This is a genomic window from Bhargavaea massiliensis (assembly GCF_050480245.1).
Lineage (GTDB): Bacteria > Bacillota > Bacilli > Bacillales > Anoxybacillaceae > Anoxybacillus.
This window is the reverse complement of record NZ_JBCNEQ010000004.1, coordinates 66742-93072: the sequence shown is the minus strand read 5'-3', so window position 1 is coordinate 93072 and position 26331 is coordinate 66742. Positions and strand designations below refer to the sequence as shown.

32 protein-coding genes and 1 pseudogene are annotated in these 26331 nt (G+C 45.3%); all 33 read left to right on the top strand.

The features are described from left to right. Positions 1–94: 94 nt before the first annotated feature. The 33 genes and pseudogenes from ABEV15_RS01855 to spoIID all read left to right on the top strand — a co-directional run bounded on the left by ABEV15_RS01855 (position 95) and on the right by spoIID (position 26283). A complete protein-coding gene (locus tag ABEV15_RS01855; protein ID WP_498852223.1) occupies positions 95–529 on the top strand; it encodes a low molecular weight protein arginine phosphatase in 435 nt (144 codons plus the stop codon). A 16-nt stretch (positions 530–545) separates the two neighbouring features. Continuing rightward, positions 546–803 (top strand): annotated as a pseudogene (locus ABEV15_RS01850) (methyl-accepting chemotaxis protein); the annotation flags it as partial. A gap of 31 nt (positions 804–834) precedes the next feature. Beyond that, a complete protein-coding gene (locus ABEV15_RS01845) occupies positions 835–960 on the top strand; it encodes a hypothetical protein (protein WP_498852222.1) in 126 nt (41 codons plus the stop codon). A 50-nt stretch (positions 961–1010) separates the two neighbouring features. Beyond that, positions 1011–1454: a ribose 5-phosphate isomerase B gene (gene rpiB, locus ABEV15_RS01840; protein ID WP_498852221.1), complete on the top strand. Its 444-nt coding sequence runs from the start codon at positions 1011–1013 to the stop codon at positions 1452–1454. A gap of 22 nt (positions 1455–1476) precedes the next feature. Beyond that, positions 1477–2046, top strand: a complete 570-nt coding sequence (locus ABEV15_RS01835; protein ID WP_498852242.1) for a TIGR01440 family protein — start codon at positions 1477–1479, stop codon at positions 2044–2046. A 72-nt stretch (positions 2047–2118) separates the two neighbouring features. After that, positions 2119–3354 carry a serine hydroxymethyltransferase gene (gene glyA, locus ABEV15_RS01830; RefSeq protein ID WP_498852220.1) on the top strand — a complete coding sequence of 412 codons (1236 nt, stop codon included), beginning with the start codon at positions 2119–2121 and terminating at the stop codon, positions 3352–3354. Between the two features lie 102 nt (positions 3355–3456). After that, entirely contained in the window at positions 3457–4086 is a 630-nt protein-coding gene (upp, locus tag ABEV15_RS01825; protein WP_009360966.1) for a uracil phosphoribosyltransferase, read from the top strand. Positions 4087–4096: 10 nt separating this feature from the next. Next, on the top strand, positions 4097–5248 hold the full coding sequence (gene wecB / locus ABEV15_RS01820; RefSeq protein ID WP_498852219.1) for a non-hydrolyzing UDP-N-acetylglucosamine 2-epimerase: 1152 nt from the start codon (positions 4097–4099) through the stop codon (positions 5246–5248). A 152-nt stretch (positions 5249–5400) separates the two neighbouring features. Next, a complete protein-coding gene (locus tag ABEV15_RS01815) occupies positions 5401–5628 on the top strand; it encodes an AtpZ/AtpI family protein (protein WP_498852218.1) in 228 nt (75 codons plus the stop codon). Then, positions 5625–6002: an ATP synthase subunit I gene (locus ABEV15_RS01810; RefSeq protein ID WP_004893016.1), complete on the top strand. Its 378-nt coding sequence runs from the start codon at positions 5625–5627 to the stop codon at positions 6000–6002. The genes ABEV15_RS01815 and ABEV15_RS01810 overlap by 4 nt, the downstream gene beginning before the upstream one ends. 6 nt (positions 6003–6008) lie before the next feature. Continuing rightward, positions 6009–6719, top strand: a complete 711-nt coding sequence (atpB, locus tag ABEV15_RS01805; protein WP_004893014.1) for a F0F1 ATP synthase subunit A — start codon at positions 6009–6011, stop codon at positions 6717–6719. Between the two features lie 51 nt (positions 6720–6770). Next, positions 6771–6983 carry a F0F1 ATP synthase subunit C gene (gene atpE / locus ABEV15_RS01800; RefSeq protein WP_003253662.1) on the top strand — a complete coding sequence of 71 codons (213 nt, stop codon included), beginning with the start codon at positions 6771–6773 and terminating at the stop codon, positions 6981–6983. Between the two features lie 171 nt (positions 6984–7154). Beyond that, a complete protein-coding gene (atpF, locus tag ABEV15_RS01795; RefSeq protein ID WP_064220734.1) occupies positions 7155–7664 on the top strand; it encodes a F0F1 ATP synthase subunit B in 510 nt (169 codons plus the stop codon). Further along, the gene (locus ABEV15_RS01790) at positions 7661–8197 is read left to right on the top strand and encodes a F0F1 ATP synthase subunit delta (RefSeq protein ID WP_064220722.1); all 537 of its coding nucleotides are present in this window, start codon (positions 7661–7663) and stop codon (positions 8195–8197) included. The genes atpF and ABEV15_RS01790 overlap by 4 nt, the downstream gene beginning before the upstream one ends. A gap of 24 nt (positions 8198–8221) precedes the next feature. Beyond that, complete coding sequence (gene atpA, locus ABEV15_RS01785) at positions 8222–9736, top strand: F0F1 ATP synthase subunit alpha (RefSeq protein WP_429630152.1); 1515 nt, start codon at positions 8222–8224, stop codon at positions 9734–9736. Between the two features lie 69 nt (positions 9737–9805). Beyond that, positions 9806–10666: a F0F1 ATP synthase subunit gamma gene (locus tag ABEV15_RS01780; RefSeq protein ID WP_498852217.1), complete on the top strand. Its 861-nt coding sequence runs from the start codon at positions 9806–9808 to the stop codon at positions 10664–10666. Positions 10667–10694: 28 nt separating this feature from the next. Continuing rightward, a complete protein-coding gene (atpD, locus tag ABEV15_RS01775; protein WP_004893005.1) occupies positions 10695–12116 on the top strand; it encodes a F0F1 ATP synthase subunit beta in 1422 nt (473 codons plus the stop codon). Between the two features lie 24 nt (positions 12117–12140). Continuing rightward, positions 12141–12545, top strand: a complete 405-nt coding sequence (locus ABEV15_RS01770; RefSeq protein ID WP_003396996.1) for a F0F1 ATP synthase subunit epsilon — start codon at positions 12141–12143, stop codon at positions 12543–12545. A gap of 146 nt (positions 12546–12691) precedes the next feature. Next, positions 12692–13090, top strand: coding sequence for an NADH-quinone oxidoreductase subunit A (locus ABEV15_RS01765; protein ID WP_035019004.1), 399 nt, complete (start codon positions 12692–12694; stop codon positions 13088–13090). Beyond that, positions 13081–13593, top strand: a complete 513-nt coding sequence (locus tag ABEV15_RS01760; RefSeq protein WP_003396994.1) for a NuoB/complex I 20 kDa subunit family protein — start codon at positions 13081–13083, stop codon at positions 13591–13593. The genes ABEV15_RS01765 and ABEV15_RS01760 overlap by 10 nt, the downstream gene beginning before the upstream one ends. Then, positions 13594–14499 (top strand): NADH-quinone oxidoreductase subunit C, encoded by a 906-nt coding sequence (locus ABEV15_RS01755; protein WP_498852216.1) that lies wholly within the window; start codon positions 13594–13596, stop codon positions 14497–14499. A 3-nt stretch (positions 14500–14502) separates the two neighbouring features. Further along, positions 14503–15603 carry an NADH-quinone oxidoreductase subunit D gene (locus ABEV15_RS01750; protein ID WP_498852215.1) on the top strand — a complete coding sequence of 367 codons (1101 nt, stop codon included), beginning with the start codon at positions 14503–14505 and terminating at the stop codon, positions 15601–15603. Beyond that, complete coding sequence (gene nuoH, locus ABEV15_RS01745) at positions 15603–16604, top strand: NADH-quinone oxidoreductase subunit NuoH (RefSeq protein WP_498852241.1); 1002 nt, start codon at positions 15603–15605, stop codon at positions 16602–16604. Before ABEV15_RS01750 ends, nuoH begins: the two co-directional genes overlap by 1 nt. 22 nt (positions 16605–16626) lie before the next feature. Continuing rightward, entirely contained in the window at positions 16627–17046 is a 420-nt protein-coding gene (nuoI, locus tag ABEV15_RS01740; protein WP_003396988.1) for an NADH-quinone oxidoreductase subunit NuoI, read from the top strand. Then, positions 17043–17552, top strand: coding sequence for an NADH-quinone oxidoreductase subunit J (locus tag ABEV15_RS01735; protein ID WP_498852214.1), 510 nt, complete (start codon positions 17043–17045; stop codon positions 17550–17552). The genes nuoI and ABEV15_RS01735 overlap by 4 nt, the downstream gene beginning before the upstream one ends. Next, positions 17549–17860 carry an NADH-quinone oxidoreductase subunit NuoK gene (gene nuoK / locus ABEV15_RS01730; protein ID WP_004892986.1) on the top strand — a complete coding sequence of 104 codons (312 nt, stop codon included), beginning with the start codon at positions 17549–17551 and terminating at the stop codon, positions 17858–17860. Before ABEV15_RS01735 ends, nuoK begins: the two co-directional genes overlap by 4 nt. Positions 17861–17918: 58 nt before the next feature. Beyond that, complete coding sequence (gene nuoL / locus ABEV15_RS01725; RefSeq protein ID WP_498852213.1) at positions 17919–19775, top strand: NADH-quinone oxidoreductase subunit L; 1857 nt, start codon at positions 17919–17921, stop codon at positions 19773–19775. Next, on the top strand, positions 19775–21292 hold the full coding sequence (locus ABEV15_RS01720) for an NADH-quinone oxidoreductase subunit M (protein ID WP_498852212.1): 1518 nt from the start codon (positions 19775–19777) through the stop codon (positions 21290–21292). The genes nuoL and ABEV15_RS01720 overlap by 1 nt, the downstream gene beginning before the upstream one ends. A gap of 4 nt (positions 21293–21296) precedes the next feature. Beyond that, on the top strand, positions 21297–22799 hold the full coding sequence (gene nuoN, locus ABEV15_RS01715; protein WP_498852211.1) for an NADH-quinone oxidoreductase subunit NuoN: 1503 nt from the start codon (positions 21297–21299) through the stop codon (positions 22797–22799). Between the two features lie 57 nt (positions 22800–22856). Further along, positions 22857–23087 (top strand): DUF1146 family protein, encoded by a 231-nt coding sequence (locus ABEV15_RS01710; RefSeq protein WP_164875846.1) that lies wholly within the window; start codon positions 22857–22859, stop codon positions 23085–23087. A gap of 81 nt (positions 23088–23168) precedes the next feature. Then, positions 23169–23864 (top strand): YwmB family TATA-box binding protein, encoded by a 696-nt coding sequence (locus tag ABEV15_RS01705; protein WP_498852210.1) that lies wholly within the window; start codon positions 23169–23171, stop codon positions 23862–23864. Between the two features lie 31 nt (positions 23865–23895). Continuing rightward, positions 23896–25194 carry a UDP-N-acetylglucosamine 1-carboxyvinyltransferase gene (gene murA / locus ABEV15_RS01700; RefSeq protein ID WP_429630172.1) on the top strand — a complete coding sequence of 433 codons (1299 nt, stop codon included), beginning with the start codon at positions 23896–23898 and terminating at the stop codon, positions 25192–25194. Positions 25195–25293: 99 nt separating this feature from the next. Beyond that, entirely contained in the window at positions 25294–26283 is a 990-nt protein-coding gene (gene spoIID, locus ABEV15_RS01695; RefSeq protein ID WP_429630174.1) for a stage II sporulation protein D, read from the top strand. Positions 26284–26331 lie beyond the last annotated feature (48 nt).

The window sequence follows — 26331 nt, the reverse complement described above, 5'->3', positions numbered from 1 at the left end:
GCGATTTGCTTTATACTGATAGTGACTATATTTTGTCATGCGATTTGCTTTATAATGATAGTGAACATGTGGGAAACGATGAGAGGTGTAAATCGTGAATCAAACAAACGTCTTGTTTGTATGTACAGGAAATACGTGTCGTAGTCCGATGGCGGAAGCGCTACTCAAGCATAAACAGCTGCCGCATGTGCAAGTGAGATCGGCAGGCATTTTTGCGTCTGATGGGAGCGATGCGTCACAACATGCGAAAGCGGTGCTCGCTGAAAAGGGGATTCATATCGATCATCGCGCCTCATTGCTAACAAAGGAGCATATTGACTGGGCGACGTACGTATTGACGATGACCGAAAGTCATAAGCAACATGTATTAGCACGCTTTCCAGAGGCAGAAGGAAAAACGTTTACGTTAAACGAATTTTTGGGTGACGATAAAGATGTCATCGATCCGTTTGGTGGCTCTGTTGACGTGTATCGTCAAACGCGCGATGAACTCGAGCAAGCGATCGAAAAGCTGCACGAAAAGCTATAAGCGAAGGGGATGTGTAATGGGGGGAAAATACACATTTAGCTTACAAAAAAAGCTAGCCATTTTCGCAACCGTATTAGCGATTATTACGTATTCAACGAGTGCTTTTTACATTTATGTGCTGTACGATTATATCAAACAATGGCTTCCGTTCAGCAAAAATACGTTCACTATCGTCACGCTATTGCTCGGCATTTTTTGGTCTGGTGTATTAGCGTATTTTGCGGCACGCTCAATTACGAAACCGCTTTCCCAACTTGAGCAGGCCGCGTTAAAAGATTCAGCAATTAGCGAAAAGCAATGAATCGTTGCTCGATGTTGTACGTCGTTTAGAAGATCATGCGAAAGAAGTCGGTCAAATCATTTCCCTCGTCGGAGATATTGCCGGACAAACAAATTTATTAAATAGTGAAAAGACCGTCTCGACCCGTTAAAATGAAAAGAGACGGTTTTTTGTTTATGATGATTGAGGAGGGGTTGAAGCGTGAAAGTAGCTATTGCATCAGATCATGGCGGCATTCGTATTCGCGAGGAAATTAAAAAACTGATGGATGAAATGGGCATCGAATATACAGACTTTGGCTGTGAGTGCGGGACATCGGTCGATTATCCAGATTACGCATTGCCGGTCGCAGAGAAAGTAGCGAGCGGTGAGTTTGACCGCGGCATTTTAATTTGTGGGACAGGCATTGGCATGAGCATTGCAGCAAACAAAGTCAAAGGAGTTCGCTGCGCCCTTGTTCATGATGTGTTTAGCGCGAAGGCGACACGCGAGCATAACGACAGCAATATGTTAGCGATGGGTGAGCGCGTCATCGGACCAGGATTGGCGCGAGAAATTGCGAAAGTATGGCTGACGACTCCATTTGAAGGGGGTCGCCACGAAAAACGCATTCAAAAAATTTCCGCTTACGAAAATGGACGATAAAGGTGGGATTGTCGTGACGGACATGGAACAATGGCGGAGTCAATGGCAAAAGGCGCTTGCGGAGTTTCGTGCCCAAGTGTCACTAACGGAAAAAGATGTTGTCGTCATCGGATGTAGCACAAGTGAAGTCATTGGAGAAAAAATTGGAACAGCAGGCACGATGGATGTAGCAGCGATGTTGTTTCAAGAATTAAAACGATGGCGCGATGAAACAGGGGTGCAGCTTGCGTTTCAATGTTGCGAACATTTAAACCGCGCACTAGTTGTCGAGCGACAGACAGCGGTGACAAAGCAGCTTGAAATCGTGACCGTTATTCCGATTCGCAACGCAGGTGGAGCGATGGCAGCATATGCATATACACAGCTAGATGACCCTGTCGTCGTTGAACATATTCGCGCCGATGCAGGCATTGATATTGGTGCTACACTCATTGGCATGCATTTAAAGCACGTCGCTGTTCCTGTTCGTACGTCGGTAAAACAAGTTGGCCATGCGATGCTCGCATTTGCCAAAACGAGACCGAAACTCATCGGAGGCGAGCGCGCCGTCTATTCACAAGAAAAGGCGAACAAATCATGTTCGATCGGTTAAATTTGTTCACTTTTTCATTAAAAAATGTGTTAAGATAAAAAAGAATATTCACAATTTAGGGGAGGATTGTCAATGAGCCGCTTGTCACAGCAAGATGCGCAAGTATTTCAAGCTATTCAAGATGAATTAAAACGCCAACAAACAAAAATTGAATTAATTGCATCGGAAAACTTTGTGAGTGAAGCCGTTATGGAAGCGCAAGGGTCCGTATTAACGAACAAGTATGCAGAAGGATATCCAGGACGTCGATATTACGGTGGTTGTGAACATGTGGACGTCGTTGAAGAGCTCGCGCGCGAACGTGCAAAACAATTGTTCGGTGCCGAACATGTAAATGTTCAGCCGCATTCAGGCGCGCAAGCGAACATGGCGGTATATTTTACAATTTTACAGTACGGAGATACTGTACTTGGCATGAACTTATCGCACGGGGGACATTTAACACACGGGAGCCCGGTGAACTTTAGCGGTATCCAATACAATTTCATTGAATACGGCGTCGATCCGGAAACGCACCGCATTAATTACGATGACGTTCGTGAGAAAGCATTAAAACATAAACCGAAATTGATCGTTGCTGGGGCAAGCGCATATCCTCGCACGATTGACTTTGCAAAGTTTCGTGAAATTGCTGATGAAGTAGGCGCCTATTTCATGGTCGATATGGCCCACATCGCTGGACTTGTCGCGGCAGGCTTGCATCCAAATCCTGTTCCATATGCGCACTTTGTGACGACAACAACGCATAAAACGTTACGCGGTCCGCGCGGAGGTATGATTTTATGCCAAGAGCAGTTCGCGAAACAAATTGATAAAGCGATTTTCCCAGGCATTCAAGGCGGTCCGTTGATGCATGTCATTGCCGCGAAAGCTGTCGCGCTCGGCGAGGCGTTACAAGACGATTTCAAAACGTATGCACAAAACATTGTGAACAATGCGAAACGTCTGGCGGAAGCGCTCGTGGCGGAAGGATTTACGCTCGTCTCTGGTGGAACAGACAACCATTTATTGTTAATTGATTTACGTTCGATCGGATTAACAGGAAAAGTTGCTGAAAAAGTGCTTGATGAAATCGGCATTACAGTCAATAAAAACACGATTCCATACGACCCAGAAAGCCCGTTTGTCACAAGCGGCATTCGCATCGGCACAGCGGCAGTAACGAGCCGTGGTTTTGGGCTTGAGGAAATGGACGAAATTGCGCGCATCATTTCGCTTGCGCTCAAACATAAAGACGATGAACAAAAATTAGATGAAGCGCGTCGTCGTGTAGCTGCGTTAACTGAAAAATTTCCACTGTACGTATAAGGTGTCCATCGGGGCACCTTTTTCTTTAAATCGTAAGTTGAATCCTCGTTTGTTTTTATGTAAAATTTACAAGAATGCATATGAAAAAAAGGGGCGACTGACATGAGTAAAGTGTACGTATTTGATCATCCGTTAATTCAACATAAGCTTACATACATTCGCGACAAACATACAGGAACAAAAGAGTTCCGCGAGCTTGTCGAGGAAGTGGCGACGCTCATGGCATTTGAAATTACACGCGACTTGCCGCTTCAAGAAGTCGAAATTGAAACACCTGTCAGCAAAGCGAAAGCAAAAGTGATCGCAGGCAAAAAACTAGGCATCATCCCGATTTTGCGGGCAGGAATCGGAATGGTTGACGGCATTTTGAAGCTCATTCCAGCGGCGAAAGTCGGACATATCGGCTTATATCGCGACCCGGAGACGTTAAAGCCGGTGGAGTATTACGTCAAGCTTCCGACAGATGTGGAAGAGCGCGACTTTATTGTCGTTGATCCGATGCTTGCGACAGGTGGATCCGCTGTGGAAGCGATTCATGCGCTGAAAAAACGCGGCGCGAAAAACATTAAGTTTATGTGTTTAATCGCCGCGCCAGAAGGAGTAGAAGCGGTGCAACAAGCGCACCCAGACGTCGACATTTATATCGCTGCATTAGACGAAAAATTAAACGATCACGGTTATATCGTCCCAGGTCTTGGCGATGCTGGAGACCGTCTATTCGGAACGAAATAAGGTGGGAACGATGAACAAACGAAAAGTGATGACGATTTTCGGTACGAGACCGGAAGCGATTAAAATGGCTCCGCTCGTTTTAGAGTTGCAAAAATATGAAGACATTGAGTCGATTGTGACTGTCACAGCGCAGCATCGCCAAATGCTTGATCAAGTGCTTGATATTTTCGGTATTCAACCGCATTACGATTTAAACATTATGAAAGAACGTCAAACGCTTGTCGATATTACGACAAGAGCGCTTGCTGGTTTAGACGACGTCATGAAAAAAGTAAAGCCAGACATCGTGCTTGTCCACGGCGACACGACAACGACATTTGTCGCGAGTCTAGCGGCATTTTACAACCAAATTGCCGTCGGGCACGTGGAAGCGGGGTTAAGAACGTGGAATAAATACTCGCCGTTTCCAGAAGAAATGAATCGGCAATTGACAGGGGTATTAGCTGATTTGCATTTTGCACCGACGGCGAAAGCGGCAGAAAATTTACGTGCCGAAAACAAGCCGGAACACGCTATTTTTATTACGGGCAACACAGCGATTGATGCGTTAAAAACAACGGTGCGCCAAGCATATACGCATCCGATTTTAGAAAGGGTAGCAGGAAGCCGCATGATTTTATTAACAGCGCATCGTCGTGAAAACCTTGGTGAACCGATGCGAAATATGTTCCGTGCGGTAAAAAGGCTTGTAGAAGATTATGATGATGTGCAAGTTGTGTATCCTGTTCATTTAAATCCTGTCGTGCGCGAGTTAGCGAACGACATATTAGGAAACGATGAACGTATTCATTTAATCGAGCCGTTAGATGTGATCGACTTCCACAACTTTGCGGCGCGCGCGCACATCATTTTAACGGACTCAGGCGGCGTTCAAGAAGAAGCGCCTTCACTCGGTGTGCCTGTCCTTGTGCTACGCGACACGACGGAGCGCCCAGAAGGCATTGAAGCAGGGACGCTCAAGCTAGCTGGAACGGATGAACAAACGATTTATGCGCTAGCAAGTGAATTATTAACAGACGAAAGAGCATACGAGCAAATGGCGAAAGCGTCAAACCCGTACGGTGATGGGTGGGCATCAAAGCGAATTGCCGAAGCGATTCGTTACTATTTTAAGCAAAGCGATGTGCCACCGACACCGTTTCAACATGAAAAAGGGATGTAGGAGCACATCCCTTTTTCTTTGTCAAAAATTTTCCTTACTTTTGTGACCGAACACATTGACATCGAGTTTTCGCTATTGTATGCTTACAAAGGGATAAGGATAACCTTTTTTAAAATACAGTAAATTCTGAAAATGAAAAGTGAGGCTTTCTTATGCGGCAACATGAGCGCCATCCGTTTCGAGCGATCGGTTTGATGACGGCGATATCTTCCCAACTTGTCGGATCGGTGTTAGTTGGGATTTTTGGAGGGCGTTTTGTTGACGATCGTTTTGGCACCGAACCGCTTTTTTTAATTGTCGGTTTACTTCTTGGATTAGCGGCAGGTGTTTATGCGATGATTCGCCTCATTCGCTCATTTTTTTCAGGAGAGGAAAAATGAACGAGCTACAGCAACATTGGCGACGTCACAAATCATACATACTATATTTGCTGGCGGTTTATGTGCTTGGGTGGGCATTCACCCCCTATTCGCAAGCGTTTTCAAGTTTGTTTCTCGGAACGGTCATCAGCTTATATAACGGCTGGACGATGGTGCGAAAGGTCGAGCGTTTTGGACAAGCGGTTGCGTCTGGACAAAAAGCACGCTCGCTCGGCATGATGTCGCGCATGGCTGCGGCTGCGCTCGCTGTTTTTATTGCTTTTCGCTGGCCAGAGCAGTTTTCTATTGGGTGGATCGTATTGGGATTAATGACATCTTATATTGTCATTATAATAGATTTCTTTTTCCAAAAAACAAAAGGGGAAGAGAGGTGAGTACAGATGCATCACGAAGCTCCTTTATACACGTTGTTTGGCTTAACATTTAACTTAGCCAACGTATTAATGATTACGGTTACATCCGTCATTGTGTTTGTCATTGCCGTATTAGCAACACGCAACTTAGCGATGAAGCCAACGGGAATGCAAAACTTCCTTGAGTGGGTCATGGATTTTGTCAAAGGAATTATTAAAAGCAACATGGATTGGAAAACGGGCGGACGCTTTCATATGCTTGGCATGACGCTCATTATGTACATTTTTGTAGCGAACATGCTCGGTCTTCCGTTTTCGGTCGTCATTGACAATAAGCTATGGTGGAAATCACCAACCGCTGATCCGGTTGTGACGTTAACGTTGGCAACGATGGTTGTGGCGTTATCGCACTATTACGGCATTAAGCTTAACGGCTTTAAAGAATATGCGAAAGGGTTCGTTAGCCCGATGCCAATTTTGTTCCCGCTAAAAATCATTGAAGAGTTTGCGAACACATTAACGCTTGGTCTTCGTTTATACGGAAACATTTTCGCGGGTGAAATTTTGTTGGCGCTCTTAGCGGGAAGCTTGGCGACAGGAGTCGGCGGAACGATTGCGGCGATTATTCCAACGCTCGCATGGCAAGGCTTCAGTATTTTCGTCGGCGCCATCCAAGCGTTCATTTTCACAATGTTAACAATGGTTTATATGGCACACAAAGTGAGTCATGACCATTAATTTTCATACACATTCATTTCAACATAAAAAAATTGAAGGAGGACTTTTCAAATGGGTGTATTAGCAGCTGCAATTGCAATTGGTTTAGCGGCACTTGGTGCTGGTATTGGTAACGGTTTAATCGTATCTCGTACAGTAGAAGGAATTGCACGTCAACCAGAGGCGCGCGGTATGTTACAAACAACAATGTTCATCGGGGTAGCGTTAGTTGAGGCGATTCCGATCATCGCGGTTGTTATCGCGTTCATGGTTCAAGGTCGCTAGAACTGAGCGCTCGTTCGACACGAGCTGTAACTGCATACGGAAACGAAACTCGTTCAACAATGGCGAAGATCATTCCATGAGAACCTTCGCCATTCCTTTATGTTCGTACGCACACGTTCCGATCGATAATTCGGGCGATTTTTGAAGGGAGTGAAACGCGCGGTGGTAAACATGTTTGTACTAGGCGCTGGTGGACATGGGTTCAACGGCGGTGATATCGCATTCCAATTAATTATGTTCCTATTGCTCATGTTCTTGCTTCGCAAATATGCGTTCGGTCCGTTAATGGGCATCATGAAACAACGCGAAGAGCATATTGCGAACGAGATCGAGCAGGCGGAAAAACATCATCAAGAAGCGAAAAAGCTTGCAGAAGAGCAACGTGAACTAATGAAAAAATCGCGCCAAGAAGCGCAAGCACTTATCGAGGAAGCACGCAAGCTTGGTGAAGAGCAAAAAGAACAAATCATTCAAGCAGCGCGTGCTGAAGCAGAGCGCTTAAAAGAAGCAGCGAAAAAAGAAATCGCACAAGAAAAAGAGCAAGCGATGGCGGCATTGCGTCAACAAGTTGCTTCCTTATCCGTACTTATTGCATCAAAAGTAATTGAAAAAGAATTGAGCGAACAAGATCAAGCGAAGCTGATTAGCGAGTACATTCAAGAGGTAGGAGAAAGCCGATGAACAAACAAGTCGTAGCGAAACGATATGCGTCGGCACTTTTTGAAATTGCGAAAGAACAGCAGCTTCTTGATCAGCTCGAACAAGAACTTCGCGTCGTCAAACAAGTGTTTGCACAACATGAAGCGCTTCTTTCTGTGCTCAATCATCCAAAAATTGCGCTAGCAAAAAAGAAAGCGCTCATTGAAGAAGCGTTTGCGAACATTTCGACGGTATTAAAACATACATTAATGTTGCTTTTAGATCGCCATCGCATCGACATCGTCAGCGATTTGGCAGATGCGTTTATTGCACTAGCAAATGAAGCGCGCGGTGTAGCTGAGGCGATCGTCTATTCCGCTCGTCCGTTAACAGAAGATGAAACGAATGCGCTAGCAGAAGTGTTTGCGAAAAAAGTCGGCGTCGACACGCTTCGCATCACAAACATCATCGATAAAGATGTGATCGGTGGCGTAAAAGTGCGCATTGGCAACCGTATTTTCGACGGAAGCGTCAGCGGAAAATTAGCAAGATTACAGCGACAGTTAACTCGCTAACATTTATAGATAGGGGTGAAATGCATGAGCATCAAAGCGGAAGAAATTAGCGCGCTGATAAAAAAGCAAATCGAAAACTATCAGTCTGAAATCGAAGTGAGCGATGTCGGCACAGTCATTCAAGTCGGTGACGGGATCGCTCGTGCTCATGGCCTCGACAACGTCATGTCAGGGGAGCTTGTTGAGTTTGCCAACGGCGTCATGGGATTGGCGCTAAACTTAGAAGAAAACAACGTCGGTATCGTTATTTTAGGACCGTACACAGGCATTAAAGAAGGCGATGAAGTACGTCGTACAGGTCGCATTATGGAAGTGCCAGTCGGTGAAGCGTTAATCGGTCGTGTCGTGAACCCACTAGGACAACCGGTAGACGGGCTTGGTCCAATTGAAACGACTGAAACTCGTCCGGTTGAAAGTCCAGCGCCTGGCGTCATGGATCGTAAATCTGTCCATGAGCCATTACAAACGGGAATTAAAGCGATTGACGCGCTTGTGCCAATCGGTCGTGGTCAACGTGAGTTAATTATCGGGGACCGCCAAACAGGAAAAACGTCCATTGCGGTAGATACAATCATCAACCAAAAAGGCAAAGACATGATTTGTATTTATGTGGCGATCGGACAAAAAGAATCAACGGTTCGTAACGTCGTTGAAACGTTGCGTAAATACGGTGCATTAGACTACACAATCGTCGTTACAGCATCTGCATCACAGCCAGCTCCGCTTTTATTCTTAGCACCATATGCGGGCGTAACGATGGGCGAATACTTCATGTACAAAGGACAACACGTTCTTGTTGTATACGATGACTTATCAAAACAAGCGGCAGCGTATCGTGAGCTTTCGTTATTATTACGCCGTCCGCCAGGCCGTGAAGCGTATCCGGGTGACGTATTCTACTTGCATTCTCGCTTGCTTGAGCGCGCAGCTAAATTAAGCGATGCCAAAGGTGCAGGTTCATTAACAGCGTTGCCGTTCGTTGAAACACAAGCGGGCGACATTTCAGCATACATTCCAACAAACGTCATTTCCATTACAGACGGACAAATTTTCTTGCAGTCTGATTTGTTCTTCTCAGGTGTACGTCCAGCGATTAACGCCGGTCTTTCTGTATCGCGCGTCGGTGGAGCGGCACAAATTAAAGCGATGAAAAAAGTATCAGGTACGCTCCGTCTTGACTTAGCGGCATATCGTGAGTTAGAGGCGTTCGCACAGTTCGGTTCAGACCTTGATAAAGCGACACAAGCAAAACTTGCCCGCGGTGCGCGCACAGTTGAAGTGTTAAAACAAGGTTTACATGAGCCGCTACCAGTTGAAAAACAAGTAGCGATTATTTACGCATTAACACGCGGCTTTTTAGATGACATTCCAGTAGAAGACATTCGCCGCTTTGAAAAAGAGTTCCATGCATGGTTAGACAAAGACGAAAACGGTCAAAAACTAATGGAACACATTCGTACAACAGGCGATCTTCCAAACGAAGAAGACTTCAATAAAGCAATTGAAGCGTTCAAAAAGACGTTTGTCGTATCGGAGTAAGAAACGTAAGCGGAACAGCTTAGCTGTTCCGTCACTTTCAACAATTGAGCGAAAAAGGTGGTGAAACCTTTGGGAGCATCGTTACGCGATATAAAAGCACGGATTAATACGACAAAAAAGACGAGCCAAATTACAAAAGCGATGGAAATGGTCTCGGCATCGAAATTAAACCGTGCTGAGCATAACGCAAGATCGTTTACACCGTATATGGAAAAAATTCAAGAAGTTGTAGCGAGCGTTGCGCTCGGTAGCAATGACGCTTCTCATCCAATGCTCGTAAAGCGCCCGGTAAAAAAGACGGGATATTTAGTCATTACATCTGACCGTGGTTTAGCAGGTGCTTACAACAGCAACGTGCTTCGTACCGTTTTTCAAACAATTCAAGAGCGTCACCGTTCGTCAGAAGAGTATGCGATTATTGCAATCGGTCGCGTCGGTTTAAATTTCTTTAAACGCCGCAACATTCCGGTAGCTTTACATATTACCGGCTTGCCGGACCAACCGGTGTTTGCGGACATTAAAGAAATTGCGAACAAAACAGTAAACATGTTTGCAGATGGTACGTTTGATGAATTGTATATGTTTTACAACCATTTCGTCAGTGCCATTCAACAAGATGTGACGGAGAAAAAGCTATTGCCTTTAACGGATTTAGCTTCTGATAAAAAGTTGACAACTTACGAATTTGAACCGTCACAAGAAGAAATTTTAGAAGTATTGTTGCCACAATACGCTGAAAGCTTAATTTACGGTGCGTTGCTTGATGCGAAGGCGAGCGAGCATGCAGCGCGGATGACAGCGATGAAAAACGCAACAGACAACGCAAAAGAATTGATTCGGACACTTACGCTTTCTTACAACCGTGCCCGCCAAGCAGCGATTACGCAAGAAATTACAGAGATTGTGGCCGGAGCGAACGCCTTGCAATAAGGTTGATTAGCAGTTAGGAGGGAAAACGATGGCAAAAGGACGCGTTATTCAAGTTATGGGTCCTGTTGTAGACGTCAAGTTCGAAGACGGACACTTACCTGCGATTTACAACGCCCTAAAAATTAAACATAAAGCGCGTAACGAAAAAGAAGTCGATATCGACTTAACGTTAGAAGTAGCCCTTCACCTTGGGGACGATACAGTACGCACAATTGCGATGTCAACGACAGACGGATTAGTGCGTGGCATGGAAGTCATTGATACAGGAGCACCAATTTCTGTTCCTGTTGGTGAAGTTACACTTGGACGTGTATTCAACGTACTAGGTGAGCCGATTGACTTAGGAGAAGAAATCCCAGCAGACGCTCGCCGCGATGCAATCCACCGTCCAGCACCAAAATTTGAACAACTTTCTACACAAGTTGAAATTTTAGAAACGGGGATTAAAGTCGTTGACTTGCTTGCACCTTATATTAAAGGTGGAAAAATCGGTTTGTTCGGTGGTGCAGGGGTAGGAAAAACGGTTTTAATTCAAGAGTTAATTAACAACATCGCGCAAGAGCACGGTGGTATTTCCGTATTCGCGGGCGTTGGTGAGCGCACGCGCGAAGGAAACGACTTGTACCATGAAATGAAAGACTCTGGCGTTATTAACAAAACAGCGATGGTATTCGGTCAAATGAACGAGCCGCCTGGAGCACGTATGCGCGTCGCATTAACAGGATTGACGATGGCGGAATATTTCCGTGATGAGCAAGGACAAGACGTATTGTTCTTCATCGATAACATTTTCCGCTTCACGCAAGCAGGTTCAGAAGTTTCCGCCCTATTAGGACGCATGCCTTCAGCGGTAGGTTACCAACCAACGCTTGCGACAGAAATGGGTCAATTACAAGAACGTATTACATCAACAGCAGTCGGTTCGGTTACATCGATCCAAGCGATTTACGTACCAGCAGACGACTACACAGACCCAGCGCCAGCGACAACGTTCGCACACTTAGATGCAACGACAAACTTAGAGCGTAAATTATCTGAGATGGGTATTTACCCAGCGGTAGACCCGCTTGCATCAACATCTCGTGCGCTTTCTCCTGAGATTGTTGGAGAAGAGCATTACCAAGTTGCTCGTAAAGTACAACAAACGTTGCAACGCTATAAAGAATTGCAAGACATTATCGCGATTCTCGGTATGGATGAGCTTTCAGAAGAAGATAAACTTGTCGTTCATCGCGCTCGTCGCATTCAGTTCTTCTTATCACAAAACTTCCACGTCGCTGAACAGTTTACAGGGCAGCCAGGTTCATACGTTCCTGTAAAAGAAACAGTTCGTGGCTTTAAAGAAATTTTGGAAGGAAAATATGACCATCTTCCAGAAGATGCGTTCCGATTAGTCGGCCGTATTGAAGAAGTGATTGAAAAAGCGAGAAAAATGGGCGTAGAAGTTTAATAAGGGACCGAGGAGGATTTTTTCATGAAGACGATTAAAGTCAGTGTCGTAACTCCGGACGGCCCAGTATATGAAGCGGATGTGGAAATGGTGAGCGCTAAAGCGCAAAGCGGCGAACTCGGCGTGTTGCCAGGGCACATTCCGATGGTCGCACCGCTAGAGATTGGCGCGGTTCGTTTGAAAAAAGGAAACGCAACTGAGCTTGTCGCGGTGAGCGGTGGCTTTTTAGAAGTTCGCCCTGATCGTGTGACGATTTTGGCGCAAGCGGCAGAACGTGCAGAAGATATTGACGTGGCGCGTGCAAAAGCGGCGAAAGAGCGGGCTGAACGCCGTCTGCAAGCGAAACAAGAAGATATTGATCATAAGCGGGCTGAGCTAGCTTTACGTCGCGCGCTCAACCGTTTAAATGTCGCAAATCGCAACTTTTAACCCTAAGAGCATCGTCTCTTAGGGTTTTTTGTTATTAGAAAGAGGGGGTGTTTTTCTTGTTTTTGGAACAAGTTTTATCGACACATATGTGAAGAAGTGATATAATGTTATCGGTTACAGTCGTAATAGTATGAAGTTTTTGAAAAATGTGTATAAAGTCACAAAGGGGTGGGGCATCGTTGAACGTTTATGTAAACAGTTATGTAGTCGTCTTTGTGTTTCTTTGTTTAGGTATTTTACTTCCGATCGTTGCGCTCACAGCGGGACGTTTTCTTCGTCCACATGCGCCAAATGCAGCGAAGCAAACAACGTACGAGAGCGGATTGGATCCATTCCACGATTCGCGCGTGCAATTTAACGTGAGATATTACATCTTTGCGTTGCTGTTCGTCATTTTTGATGTAGAAACTGTATTTTTATATCCGTGGGCGGTGGCATTTGAAAAGCTTGGTGCATTTGCCATCATCGAAATGCTCATTTTCGTCGTCATGTTGTTAATTGGGCTTGTGTATGCTTGGAAGAAGAAGGTGTTAAAATGGATGTAAAATTGTTGAACGTATCAGATCAGGAAATGGAAGAAATGCGCCGCAATGTGTTTTTAACGACATTAGAACAGCTAAAAGCGTGGGCGCGCAGCAACTCGCTATGGCCGCTTACGTTCGGACTTGCCTGTTGCGCCATTGAAATGATGGGAGTCGGTTCTTCCCATTACGATTTAGATCGCTTTGGATCTTTTTTCCGTACGTCACCTCGTCAATCTGACGTCATGATCGTTTCAGGTACAGTCACGAAAAAAATGGCGCCAATTGTTCGCCGCTTGTACGATCAAATGCCTGAACCGAAATGGGTCATTGCGATGGGATCATGTGCAACGGCAGGTGGTCCGTACGTGAAATCGTATTGCGTTGTGAAAGGTGTCGATCAAATCGTCCCTGTTGATGTATATATTCCAGGCTGTCCGCCAAACCCAGCTGCCCTTATTTATGGCATTAATAAGTTAAAAGAGAAGATTCGCTACGAAGCAAAAACAGGAAAGAGGGTGCTGTAAATGAGCGATGAAAAAGATTTACAGCAACTAAAAAGAGAAGCGGCCGAACGGGCGAAACAATTAGCAAAAGAGCGTCTTGCCGCCAAACAAGCAGCCGAACAAACTGAGCCGACGCTCGAACAGGAAGATGATGTTGCGCTTGCGAAGAAAAAAGCGGCAGCAGCAGCGAAGGCGAAAGCGGCAGCATTGGCGAAACAAAAAGCAACAGAGACGGGGGACTTAAGCGAAGAAGAGTTAGCGAAGAAAAAAGCAGCAGCAGCGGCGAAAGCGAAAGCGGCAGCGCTAGCGAAACAAAAAGCAGCAGAGTCTGGAGAATTAAGCGAAGAAGAACTAGCGAAGAAAAAAGCGGCAGCAGCGGCGAAAGCAAAAGCTGCAGCAGCAAAAGCAAAAAATGCAGATGTCGCTGAACAAAAAGAGGAAACACCGTCGCCAAATCAGCCATATCTCGACAAATACGTCAAAGTCATTGAAGAGCATCTCGGAAAAGATGTTTTAGAAAACGCTTACATCAATCGTTTGTCGAAAGACGTACCGACACTCGTTGTGAAAAAAGATACATATTTTAAAGTGGCTGAGTTTTTAAAATATAATGAGCAGCTAAGTTTTGATTATTTATCGGAGTTGCACGGAACGGATTTTCAAACACATATGGAAGTGTACGTCCACTTGTATTCTTATAAAAATCGCCAGTCCGTTGCGTTGAAAGTAAAAATAGATCGCGACAATCCGGTCATTGACTCGCTTGTTCCGCTTTGGCCAGGGGCAAATTGGCCAGAGTGCGAAGCGTACGACTTGCTTGGTATTCGTTTTGAAGGCCATCCAAACCTCATTCGCATTTTCTTAGGGGAGAACTGGGTCGGCTATCCGCTCCGGAAAGATTACGAACCGTACGATATGGAGGGTTAGAGCGTGCTGAGAACAGAGGAGATGCTTTTAAACGTCGGACCGCAACATCCGAGCACACACGGCGTGTTTCGCCTCGTGCTGAAAATTGATGGGGAAATAATTAAAGAAGCGACTCCCGTCATCGGTTATCTTCATCGCGGGACAGAAAAAATTGCGGAAAATTTGCAGTATACACAAATCATTCCGTACACAGATCGCATGGACTATTTATCGGCGATGACGAACAATTACGTTATTTGTCACGCAGTAGAAACGATGATGGGTATTGAAGTGCCAGAGCGCGCAGAATATTTACGTGTTTTAGCGATGGAGCTTGGCCGTATTGCGAGCCATCTCGTTTGGTGGGGGACGTATTTGCTTGATATTGGTGCAGTCAGCCCGTTTTTATATGCGTTTCGTGAGCGGGAAATGATTATTAATTTATTAAACGAACTATCAGGCGCGCGCCTAACGTTTAACTATATGCGTGTCGGCGGCGTGAAATGGGATGCGCCAGATGGATGGATCAACAAAGTGAAACAGTTCGTTCCATATATGCGCAAACAACTAGAAGGCTATCATGAGCTCGTGACAGGAAACGAAATTTTCCGCAATCGCGTCATCGGAGTTGGAAAGTATACGAAAGAAGAGGCACTAGCATATTCATTAAGCGGTGTTAATTTACGTTGTACAGGTGTGAAGTGGGATTTAAGAAAGGATGAACCGTATGCGATTTATGATCGGTTTGATTTTGATGTGCCTGTACGCACAGAAGGTGACTGTTTTGCACGTTATGAATGCCGCCTTGCTGAAATTGAGCAATCGCTTCGCATCATTGAACAAGCGTGTGAACAGTTTCCGGATGGTGGTGAAATTATGGCGAAAGTGCCGAAAATTATTAAAGCGCCGCCAGGGGAAGCGTACGTCCGCATCGAGTCGCCGCGCGGGGAAATTGGGTGCTATATTGCGAGCGACGGGAAAAAAGAGCCGTATCGCTTAAAATTCCGTCGACCGTCATTTTATAATTTACAAATCCTTCCGAAACTATTAAAAGGAGAAAATATCGCCAATTTAATTGCGATACTTGGCGCGATTGATATCGTGCTTGGGGAGGTCGATGGATGATGATGGAACAACTTTTGCAGTCGACGCCGAGCTGGACGAATGTCGCCATTTTCTTTGCGATTGGCGTAGGGTTGCTGCTCGTCGTCTTAGGGTTTGTTACGTACGGCATTTTAGCGGAGCGAAAAGTCATGGGATTTATGCAAGGGCGTATCGGTCCAAACCAAGTCGGGGGCCGCTGGGGGCTACTACAAACAGTTGCTGACGTGTTAAAGCTATTGTTGAAAGAAGATACGATTCCAAAAGCAGCGGATCGCCCATTGTTCATTTTAGCACCGGTCATTGCGTTTGCCCCTGCCTTTATGGTGCTTGCGGCGTTGCCGTTTACGGATGCGTTGCAATTTGCTGACATTGGCGTAGGGCTATTGTATTACATCGCTGTTTCCGGATTAACGACGATCGGCGTTGTGACAGGTGCGTGGGCATCGAACAACAAATATGCACTACTTGGAGGCATGCGCGCAGCTGCACAAATGATTTCATACGAAGTGCCGCTTGTCATGTCTGTCATCGGTGTCATTTTGTTGTCGGGAAGTTTAAACTTAAACGACATTGTCGAGGCACAAAAAGATGTTTGGTTTATCGTTGTGCAGCCGATCGGTTTTCTCGTTTTCCTTATCGCGGCTGTGGCAGAGTTAAACCGGACACCATTTGACTTGCCGGAAGCCGAATCGGAACTTGTTGCGGGATTCCATGTTGAATATTCTGGCTTCCGTTGGGCGTTTTTCATGCTTGCAGAGTACGTGTACTTTTTTGCGATGGCGGCATTAACGACGGTGCTCTTTTTAGGAGGATGGCATCCGCTTCCATTTCTCGGTTTTATTCCAGGAGCGGTTTGGTTTGCCTTAAAGTTTAGTTTAGTCGTCTTTTTATTCATTTGGTTCCGCATTACGTTTCCGCGTGTGCGGGCCGATCAATTGATGGAGTTTGGCTGGAAAGTGTTATTGCCAGTTGCGCTCGTCAACATTTTTGTGACAGCTCTTGTGAAACAACTATTTTTTTAAATAAAAAGGTGGGTGGGCAGAAATGCTCGGTTTAATGAAAGGATTAGCGTATACGCTGAAAAACTTAACAAAAGAAAAAGTGACGTACGATTATCCGAATGAACCGCTTCCGCTTCCGGATCGCTTTCGCGGCATTCAAAAGTTTTATCCGGAAAAATGTATCGTTTGCAACCAGTGCGCAAACATTTGCCCGACCGACTGTATTCAATTGACGGGCAAAAAGCATCCGGACCCGACGAAAAAAGGAAAAATTATTGATACGTACGACATTAATTTTGAAATTTGCATTTTATGCGATTTATGTACCGAAGTGTGTCCAACAGAGGCGATTGTCATGACGAACAACTTTGAATTAGCGGAATATAGCCGCGATGAGTTATTTAAAGATTTAACGTGGCTTGATGAAAACGATACGAACGTGCGGAAGGTGAATAAGCCATGAGTGGACAATATATTGCTTTTTTCGTTCTTGCGCTCATTGCGCTTGGCGGCGGCATTTTTATGTTAAATTTAAACAAAGTCGTCCATATGGTCGTCGCGCTCGTCTTTACGTTCGTCAGCATCGCTGGCATTTACGTGCTTTTATCTGCTGAATTTGTCGCGGCAGTTCAAGTGCTCATTTATTCTGGGGCAATTACGATCATTATGTTGTTTGGCATTATGCTGACGCGCCATCAAGATGACGGGCAATCGACAGGTAGCCCGCTCCGAAAAGCGTTTGCTTTGCTCGGTACGGTTGCCTTCGGTGCCGTGATGTATATCGGCATTCGCACGCTCGACTTCGGCAGCGAAGCGGTTGGGCTTCATGATAAAAATACGGAACAAATCGGAATCGCGATGTATTCGAAGTACGTCATTCCGTTTGAACTTGCGTCTGTTTTGTTGCTTGTTGCATTAATTGGCGCGGTCATTTTAGCGAAAAAAGATGATAAGGAGGCGGGAGAATGAGCGTACCGTTATCCGCCTATCTCGTATTTGCGCTTCTTTTATTTTGCATCGGGTTGTACGGGGCGCTAACAAAACGCAATACAGTAATCGTGCTCATTTGCATCGAACTTATGTTAAATGCTGTAAACGTCAATTTAGTCGCATTTAGCAAGTACGGCGTAAACCCAGGCATTACAGGGCAAGTGTTTTCGCTCTTTACGATTACTGTTGCAGCGGCAGAAGCAGCGGTTGGATTAGCCATTTTAATTGCGCTATACCGCAATCGCAAAACGATTCATATTGATGAAGTCGATTCGATGAAACGATAAGGGATGGGAAACAAAGAGGTTATATATAAATGCACCTGAAAAAGGGGATGATTGAACGATGATGGAAAACGCATGGCTCATACCGCTTTTTCCGTTCGTATCGTTTGTTGTGCTGCTTGTCGTTGGCAAGCAGTTAAAAGAACGAAGCGCGTATGTCGGAATGTTGTTGACGTTTCTTTCGCTTGCATTTGCCCTCGGAACATTGTATGAGCGATGGACGGCATCAACATATAAACAAGCATACACATGGCTAACAATCGGGGATGTGGATATAACGGTCGGCTTTGAAGTGAACGCATTAAATGCATTAATGCTCGTTGTTGTATCGCTTGTTAGTTTTCTCGTACATACGTATGCGAAAGGATATATGCACGGTGATGAGCGCTTTCCGGTATTTTACGCATATTTAGGCTTGTTTACATTTGCGATGCTTGGGCTCGTCATATCACCAAACTTACTGCAAACGTATATCTTTTGGGAACTTGTCGGTCTTGGCTCGTTCTTATTGATCGGATTTTATTTCTACAAAGAAGAAGCAAAAGCCGCAGCGAAAAAAGCGTTTATTATGACGCGCATCGGGGATGTCGGCTTGCTGATCGGTATGATTTTATTGTTCTTAGAAGTGAAAAGTTTTGAATATGAAGCTATTTTTGCTTCGTTACAAAGCGGCGACATATCGGCTACGACCATCACATTAAGCGCCATTCTTATTTTTATTGGCGCTGTCGGAAAATCAGGTCAATTTCCGCTTCATACGTGGCTTCCAGATGCGATGGAAGGTCCAACGCCTGTATCAGCATTAATTCACGCAGCAACGATGGTCGCTGCTGGGGTATATTTAGTGGCGACATTGTTCCCGCTTTATGAAGCGAGTGAAACAGCGATGACGACCGTCGCTTACGTTGGAGGATTTACCGCTATTTTTGCGGCATCGATCGGTCTTGTGCAAACGGACATTAAACGCGTGCTTGCATATTCCACCGTCAGCCAGCTTGGCTACATGATGTTAGCGCTCGGTTCCGCAGGTTATGTTGCAGGCGTCTTTCATTTAATGACGCACGCCTTTTTTAAAGCGTTGCTCTTTTTAGCTGCAGGCAGCGTTATTCATGCGGTGCATACGCAAAATATTGAACAAATGGGCGGATTATGGAAAAAAATGAAATGGACCGCTCCACTCTTCTTAATCGGAACGTTAGCAATTAGCGGGTTTCCGTTGTTCTCAGGCTTTTTCAGCAAAGATGAAATTTTAATTGCCACATGGACGCATGGGCATGTCGGTTTGTTTGTTGTCGCTGTTGTTGCTGCCTTTTTCACAGCGTTTTATATGTTCCGTTTATTTTTTCTTGTGTTTACAGGAGAAGCGCGGACGGCAGTTCATGATGTGCATGAATCACCAACTGTCATGGTGCTGCCGATGATCGTGCTCGGTGTGCTCGCAGTCGTTTCCGGCTATGTCCAAACACCATGGGGAGCGTTTTTAGGTGAGTGGTTGACAGAAGGAACGAACTGGCATGCGCATACAGAAGGTCCAAGCTGGATTATGATTGTTGCGACTGTTGTTTCTTTATGTGGCATGGCTCTTGCGTGGCTCATATATGGCAAACAGGCGATTGCTCGCGACTGGCTATCGTCGCATTTCCCAATGACGTACAACGTGCTTATGAATAAATATTACGTCGACGAGTTTTACGGACTTACCGTCATTCGTGCTGCATCGTTTATTAGCTTGTTGTTTGAGTATATCGACCGATTCCTCGTCGAAGGATTGGCACAATTATTTGCAGCAACGACGCGCGGTATCGGACGAATCGGCTCGCGCTTACAAAACGGGCAAGTGCAAATGTATGGCACGGTGACCATTGTTGCTTTAGCGATTCTCGTCGTCATTTTTGCGGTGACAGGGGGGTATTTATAATGCAGCCATACTTTTTATCGCTCTTAATTTTCTCCCCGCTTTTAGGTATACTCGTTCTTTCGCTCCTTTCGAAAGAGGAAGAAAAAGCGATTAAATGGCTCGGCGTGTTGGCGACGTTGCCATCGTTATGTTTATCGTTATTTGCGTTTTGGCAATATCAAAACGGCTATGATATAAGCAAGTTAGCGGAAAAACGGTCATGGATTCAGTTTGGCGAGTTTCCGTTTTTAAAGGAGACGGATTTTACTGTTGCATATGAACTTCATGTTGACGGTTTTGCGCTTGTGATGATCGTTTTGACGACGATTTTAGCGACGCTTGCGGCGATCGCTTCTACATCCATTCAAAAAGAGTGGAAAGGGTATTTTCAACTGTTTTTATTGCTTGAAATCGGTATGCTCGGCGTATTTGCCGCTAGCAACCTTGTACTCTTTTTCATCTTCTTCGAGTTGACGCTCATCCCAATGTTTTTCTTAATCGGAAAATGGGGATATTTCGAAAAAGAAAAAGCAGCATACAGCTATTTAATTTATAACGGGCTCGGTTCAGCTGTCTTATTGATCGTTATTGCGGTATTGTTTGCGCGCACCGGGACGTCGAACATTGCGGAGTTGCGGCACATTTTAACTGCTCCGGCCACTCAAGTGCAAACTATTTCGCCAATTTCCGACGACCTTCGTTACGGGCTGTTTTTTGCGTTGCTTATTGCGTTTGGGGTAAAATTGCCGATCGTGCCGCTTCATCGCTGGATGTTACGTGTCCACGTTCAAGCGCCACCATCAGTCGTCATGCTGCATGCAGGAGTTTTGTTAAAAATTGGTGCTTTCGGTCTTGTCCGATTTGCATTCGGATTATTTCCTGGGCAATTCCAACAATTTTCGACATGGCTCATCGTTTTAGGAGTTGTAAATTTATTGTACGGTGCGTTTTTAGCGTTTAGACAAACCGATTTTAAAATGGTACTCGCTTACTCAAGTGTATCGCATATGGGCATTGTATTGATCGGTCTTGGATCTCTTAATGAAGCGGGAATGCAAGGGGCGATTTTCCAAGCGGTGTCACACGGATTTATCGCGGCGTTCTTATTCTTCTTCGTCGGGGTCATGTACGAGCGGACGCGCACGACGACGCTCGCTCGTTTAGGCGGGTTAGCGAAGACGATGCCGTACGTTTCAGGTTTTATTCTTGCCGGAGCCATGGCTTCGCTCGGTTTGCCGGGAACGTCCGGATTTATTAGCGAGTTTATGGCGTTCGTTGGCGCATTTCAAGCAACACCACTGTTAGCTGCGATCGGTACGCTCGGTATTATTATGACAGCTGTGTATTTATTGAGCGCTGTACTTGACATGACGTTCGGGCAAACAGCAGTGACAAACGTTCACGATTTACGTGGCATCGAATGGGTGCCAGCAATTAGCTTACTGTTGCTTATTGTCATCATCGGGGTATATCCGAACGTACTGGCGATGCCGCTACAAACGACGATTGAAACGATGATGAACGGGTTAGGGGGTTGATGAGATGGATTTCGAAACATTACTTAGCTATGAATGGGGCGTCATGATGCCGGAATTTATTATTCTCGGCGTAGCGGTTGCGCTCTCGCTCATCGACCTATTTATGCCGGAAAATCGCAACCGAAGCCTGCTTGGCTTATTCGCTTTTGTCGGCGTCGCTGTTTCGTTCGTATCTTTGCTCGGTTTATGGACGAGTGATGTCACGTCCATTTTAGGTGATACGTTCCGTCTCGATTCGTTCGCCAAATCGTTTAAAGCGTTAATGCTCATCGGTAGTGTGCTCGTTTTATTGCTTTCCCTTCATTACGAGCCGAAGGAGCGCATCGCATATCGCGGTGAATTTTATTACTTGTTTTTAACAGCGCTTCTTGGCGCGATGATGATGGCATCAAGCGGCGATCTCATTACATTATTTGTCGGACTTGAGCTATTGTCGATTTCTTCTTATATTCTCGTCGCGATTCGAAAAAAACATACGTTAGCGAATGAAGCGGCATTAAAATATGTCATTACCGGAAGCATTGCCACGGCGATCACGTTGTTCGGGATGAGCTACATATTCGGCTTTACCGGATCAACAAATATAAAAGAAATTGCTGGGCAACTAGCAAGCACGCACGATGAAAATCATCAATACATTTTATCGCTCGCCTTTTTGCTTACGTTTGTTGGGCTATCTTTTAAATTAGCATCCGCTCCGTTTCATATGTGGGCGCCGGATGTATATCAAGGTGCAACGACGCCTGTTGTCTCTTTCTTAAGCGTCGTGTCGAAAACAGCAGGATTTGTCATCGTGTTGCGCGTCATTGTTTCGGTGTTTGCGCAAACGCCAATCGGAAATTCTGCTTCGATGTTGATGGAACTTGCCCCATACATCGCTTTTCTCGCAGGGGCAACGATGATTATCGGCAATACAATTGCCCTTCGTCAACGCAACGTGAAACGTATGTTAGCATATTCAAGCGTAGCGCATGCAGGGTATGTATTAGTCGCTTTTGCGAGCTTATCGATGTTTATGTTTGAAGCAATTTGGTTTTACTTATTGGCGTATTTGTTTATGACGATTGGAGCGTTTGCGATTTTACAAGTCGTCTCTCAACATCATGATGATGAAGACGTGAGCATATTCGCCGGCTTGTACCGCCGCTCGCCGCTTATGGCGATTGCGATGACAATCTTTTTACTATCGCTTGCGGGCATTCCGGGGACGGCTGGATTTATCGGGAAAATGAACATTTTCCTCGGCGCATTCGTCGTCGAGCCAGCTCATTACGTGTTGGCATCGATTATGGTTGTAACGACAGTCGTCTCGTACGTATATTATTTTGGTATTTTCGTCCAAATGTTTTTCCGGCCGGTCGAACATACGCACCGATTAGAATGGCCGCCTGGGGTGATTGCGGTTGTCGCTATTTGCGTCATCGGCACCGTTTTATTCGGCGTGTTGCCAAATATCGCGTATGACGTGCTAGCACCGTTTGAACATTTTAGCGATTTTCTTCAATAAGACGTATAATGGAAGGGGTTTACCCTTCCATTTTCTTTTGTGAAAGGAGGAATAAACGTGGAAGTATTTGGACAAGAGGCGTTAATTAGTTTACTTTCTCATTTATTTTTTATTACGGTGACGTGGTGGACGTTACAAGCGGTTCGACTTGAAGTCATTTTCAAACCAAATCGTATCATTCAAGCGCGCGTCTTTTACATTTTAATTACGATTGCTATTGGCTCATTAGTGAGCAACTTCTTTTTAGATTATTTACGCTGGTCGCGTCAGTTGCCATTTTTACTTTAAACGCGAGCGTTGTCGATTTTTTTCACGTATGTTCCCTTCCGATCTGGCAACAATAAAGCTAAGGAGAGGAAGGGAAAAAAGATGAGAAAAAGATGGTTGGCACTCGTTATTTTTTGTTTGTTATTAAGTGGTTATCGGATGTATGATGGTGAACGTGTCGAAAGAGAAATAACGAAAATAAACGACATGCTTGGCGTATTTGAAAGCCATCATATTCACCTCAAACGATGGAACGTCTACGCCAAAGAGCAAGTGCTCACGACAGACCCTCACAACTGGATCCAACAATACGTGAGAACATGGTCCTCTTTTCGTTGGACGGTTGAACCGCACAAGATGATTGGCAAACGTGAAACCTCCGCTTACGTTGAAACGATTCAACTTATCACGAACGCTCATCATCCAGCTGTCCTTGTTTTATACGAAGCAACCGGTTCAACGTGGAATAAACAACTCGAACGCACGCTCGTCCGACAAACGACAAAATTATTCGAAAAACCTACATTTTTTACTTGTATTACAGGGGAATTCGATGGTAAGATGAAAGGTGTTTTGTTTGACAAGGCGGTTCGCTTGCTTGCTTCATTTCAAGCGCAACCGATTGAATCTTTGCGTGAAGAGACATTTGTCTCGCTCTCAGCATATACTGAGCAGTGGGAAACGTCACTTTCTGTTGGGCAAAAACAAATGAATCTTCAACTGGCGTTACGACAAGACGGATTGGGCGCGCGAACGACCGTTGTCATTGGCACCCCAATCATAACAGCTGAATATTAATATAGAGACTTTGGACGCGGAGGGGAATGCCTTGGAAAAAATCATCGTCCGCGGCGGGAAGCGGTTAAGCGGCACAGTGAAAGTGGAAGGTGCAAAAAATGCTGTGTTGCCGGTCATCGCCGCAACATTATTAGCGAGTGAAGGAAAAAGCGTCATTTACGATGTCCCTGAACTCTCCGATGTATATACGATTAGTGAAGTGTTACGTCACTTACAAGCGGACGTAACGGTTGGCAACAACAAAATTGTCGTTGATGCATCTGGAGAGTTGAGCATTGAAGCTCCATTTGAATATGTGCGAAAAATGCGAGCATCTGTACTAGTGATGGGTCCATTGCTTGCGCGCAAAGGTCGCGCACGCGTCGCGCTACCAGGCGGCTGTGCGATCGGGTCAAGACCAATTGATCAACATTTAAAAGGATTTGAAGCGATGGGTGCGACGGTGAAAATCGGGAACGGTTTCATCGACGCAGAAGTGAACGGAAAATTGCGCGGGGCGAAAATCTATTTAGATTTCCCAAGTGTCGGTGCGACAGAAAACATTATGATGGCTGCCGTATTAGCAGAAGGCACAACCGTGATTGAAAACTGCGCAAAAGAGCCGGAAATCGTTGATCTAGCAAACTTTTTAAATGCGATGGGTGCGAAAGTGCGCGGTGCCGGAACGGGCACGATTCGCATCGACGGTGTTACTACATTATATGGTGCGGAACATACAGTTATTCCTGATCGTATTGAAGCCGGAACATTTATGATTGCTGCTGCCATTACAGGTGGAAACGTCCTCGTGCAAGGCGCGGTGCCGGAACATTTGACATCATTAATCGCCAAATTAGAAGAAATGGGTGTCACCATTGTTGAAGAAGACAACGGTTTGCGCGTCATTGCTCCAGACAAACTGAAAGCGGTAGACGTGAAAACGATGCCACATCCTGGATTTCCGACTGATATGCAGTCGCAAATGATGGCGCTTCTTATGAAAGCCGAAGGCACAAGCATGGTGACAGAAACGGTATTTGAAAATCGCTTTATGCACGTCGAAGAATTTCGGCGCATGAACGCTGATATGAAAATTGAAGGCCGTTCCGTCATCATTAATGGTCCATGCCAACTGCAAGGTGCAGAAGTGGTTGCAACGGATTTGCGCGCAGCTGCAGCGCTTATTTTAGCTGGACTTGCGGCGGAAGGATATACGCGCGTGATGGAACTTAAACATTTAGATCGTGGTTACGTTCGCTTCCATGAAAAATTAGCTGCGTTAGGTGCTGATATTGAACGTGTGCGCGAAGATGTTGATACAGCACAAACGAAAGCGACAGATGTCGTGTAAACGTAAAAAACGACCGTTTGCGAAAAGCTAATGGTCGTTTTTGCATATACGCTTGTCCCCCCGCATAAAGTGTAATAATGACAAAAGGGGGGGATGATTTTGCGACAATGGATGATCGCAACGATTGCGTTATTTACACTCATTTTACTCATTCCTGCGTTAGTCGTCTTAGCGTTTGGAGAAAAACAAGAAGCGACCCTTCCTGCCCAACCGAAGCAGGCACAAGCGCGCGATGAACCGACGGTTGAAGTAGCTGTATATCGAAGCAAAGAAAAAAAAGTGGAACGGCTTCCGCTAGAACAATACGTCGTTGGTGTTGTAGCGGCAGAAATGCCAGCGGAATTTGAAATGGAAGCGTTGAAAGCACAAGCGCTTACCGCAAGGACGTACATTGTTAAACAGCTTATGCATAAACAGACGATTGAACTGCCAGAAGGGGCGAACGTCACCGATACGGTCATGCATCAAGTGTATTATAACGAAGAACAGTTAAAACAACTGTGGGGCATGAGTTACGAATGGAAAATGAAAAAAATTAAAGAAGCAGTCGAGGCGACAAGAGGGCAAATTTTAACGTACAACAACGAACCGATTGAAGCGGCATTTTTCTCAACGAGCAACGGCTATACCGAAAACTCAGAAGCATATTGGCAAAACGCTTTCCCGTATTTAACGAGCGTCGAAAGCCCGTGGGACACACAGTCGCCGAAGTTTTATGAACAAATGACAATATCCGTTCGCGAATTTGAACAACGGCTCGGTGTGAAATTACCGAAAGACGGATCATCTATCGGCAAAGTGCTCGCTCGCACGCCAGGCAAGCGTGTTTCCCTTGTCGATATTAACGGAAAACAGCTTACCGGTCGGGAAGTGCGTGAAAAGTTGCAACTCAAATCGACCGATTTTACATGGAAACGACAAGGAAACAACATCGTCATCACGACGAAAGGATACGGCCACGGTGTCGGCATGAGTCAATACGGAGCGAACTTCTTAGCGAAACAAGGGAAAACGTATAAAGAAATTGTCACATATTATTATCAAGGGGTACAAATTCACGATCTTTCACTTGTCGCTTCAAAATTTTGAAGCGACAAATTTTTTTGTTTGGAAGTGTATAAATGTTCTTCTTTCTGT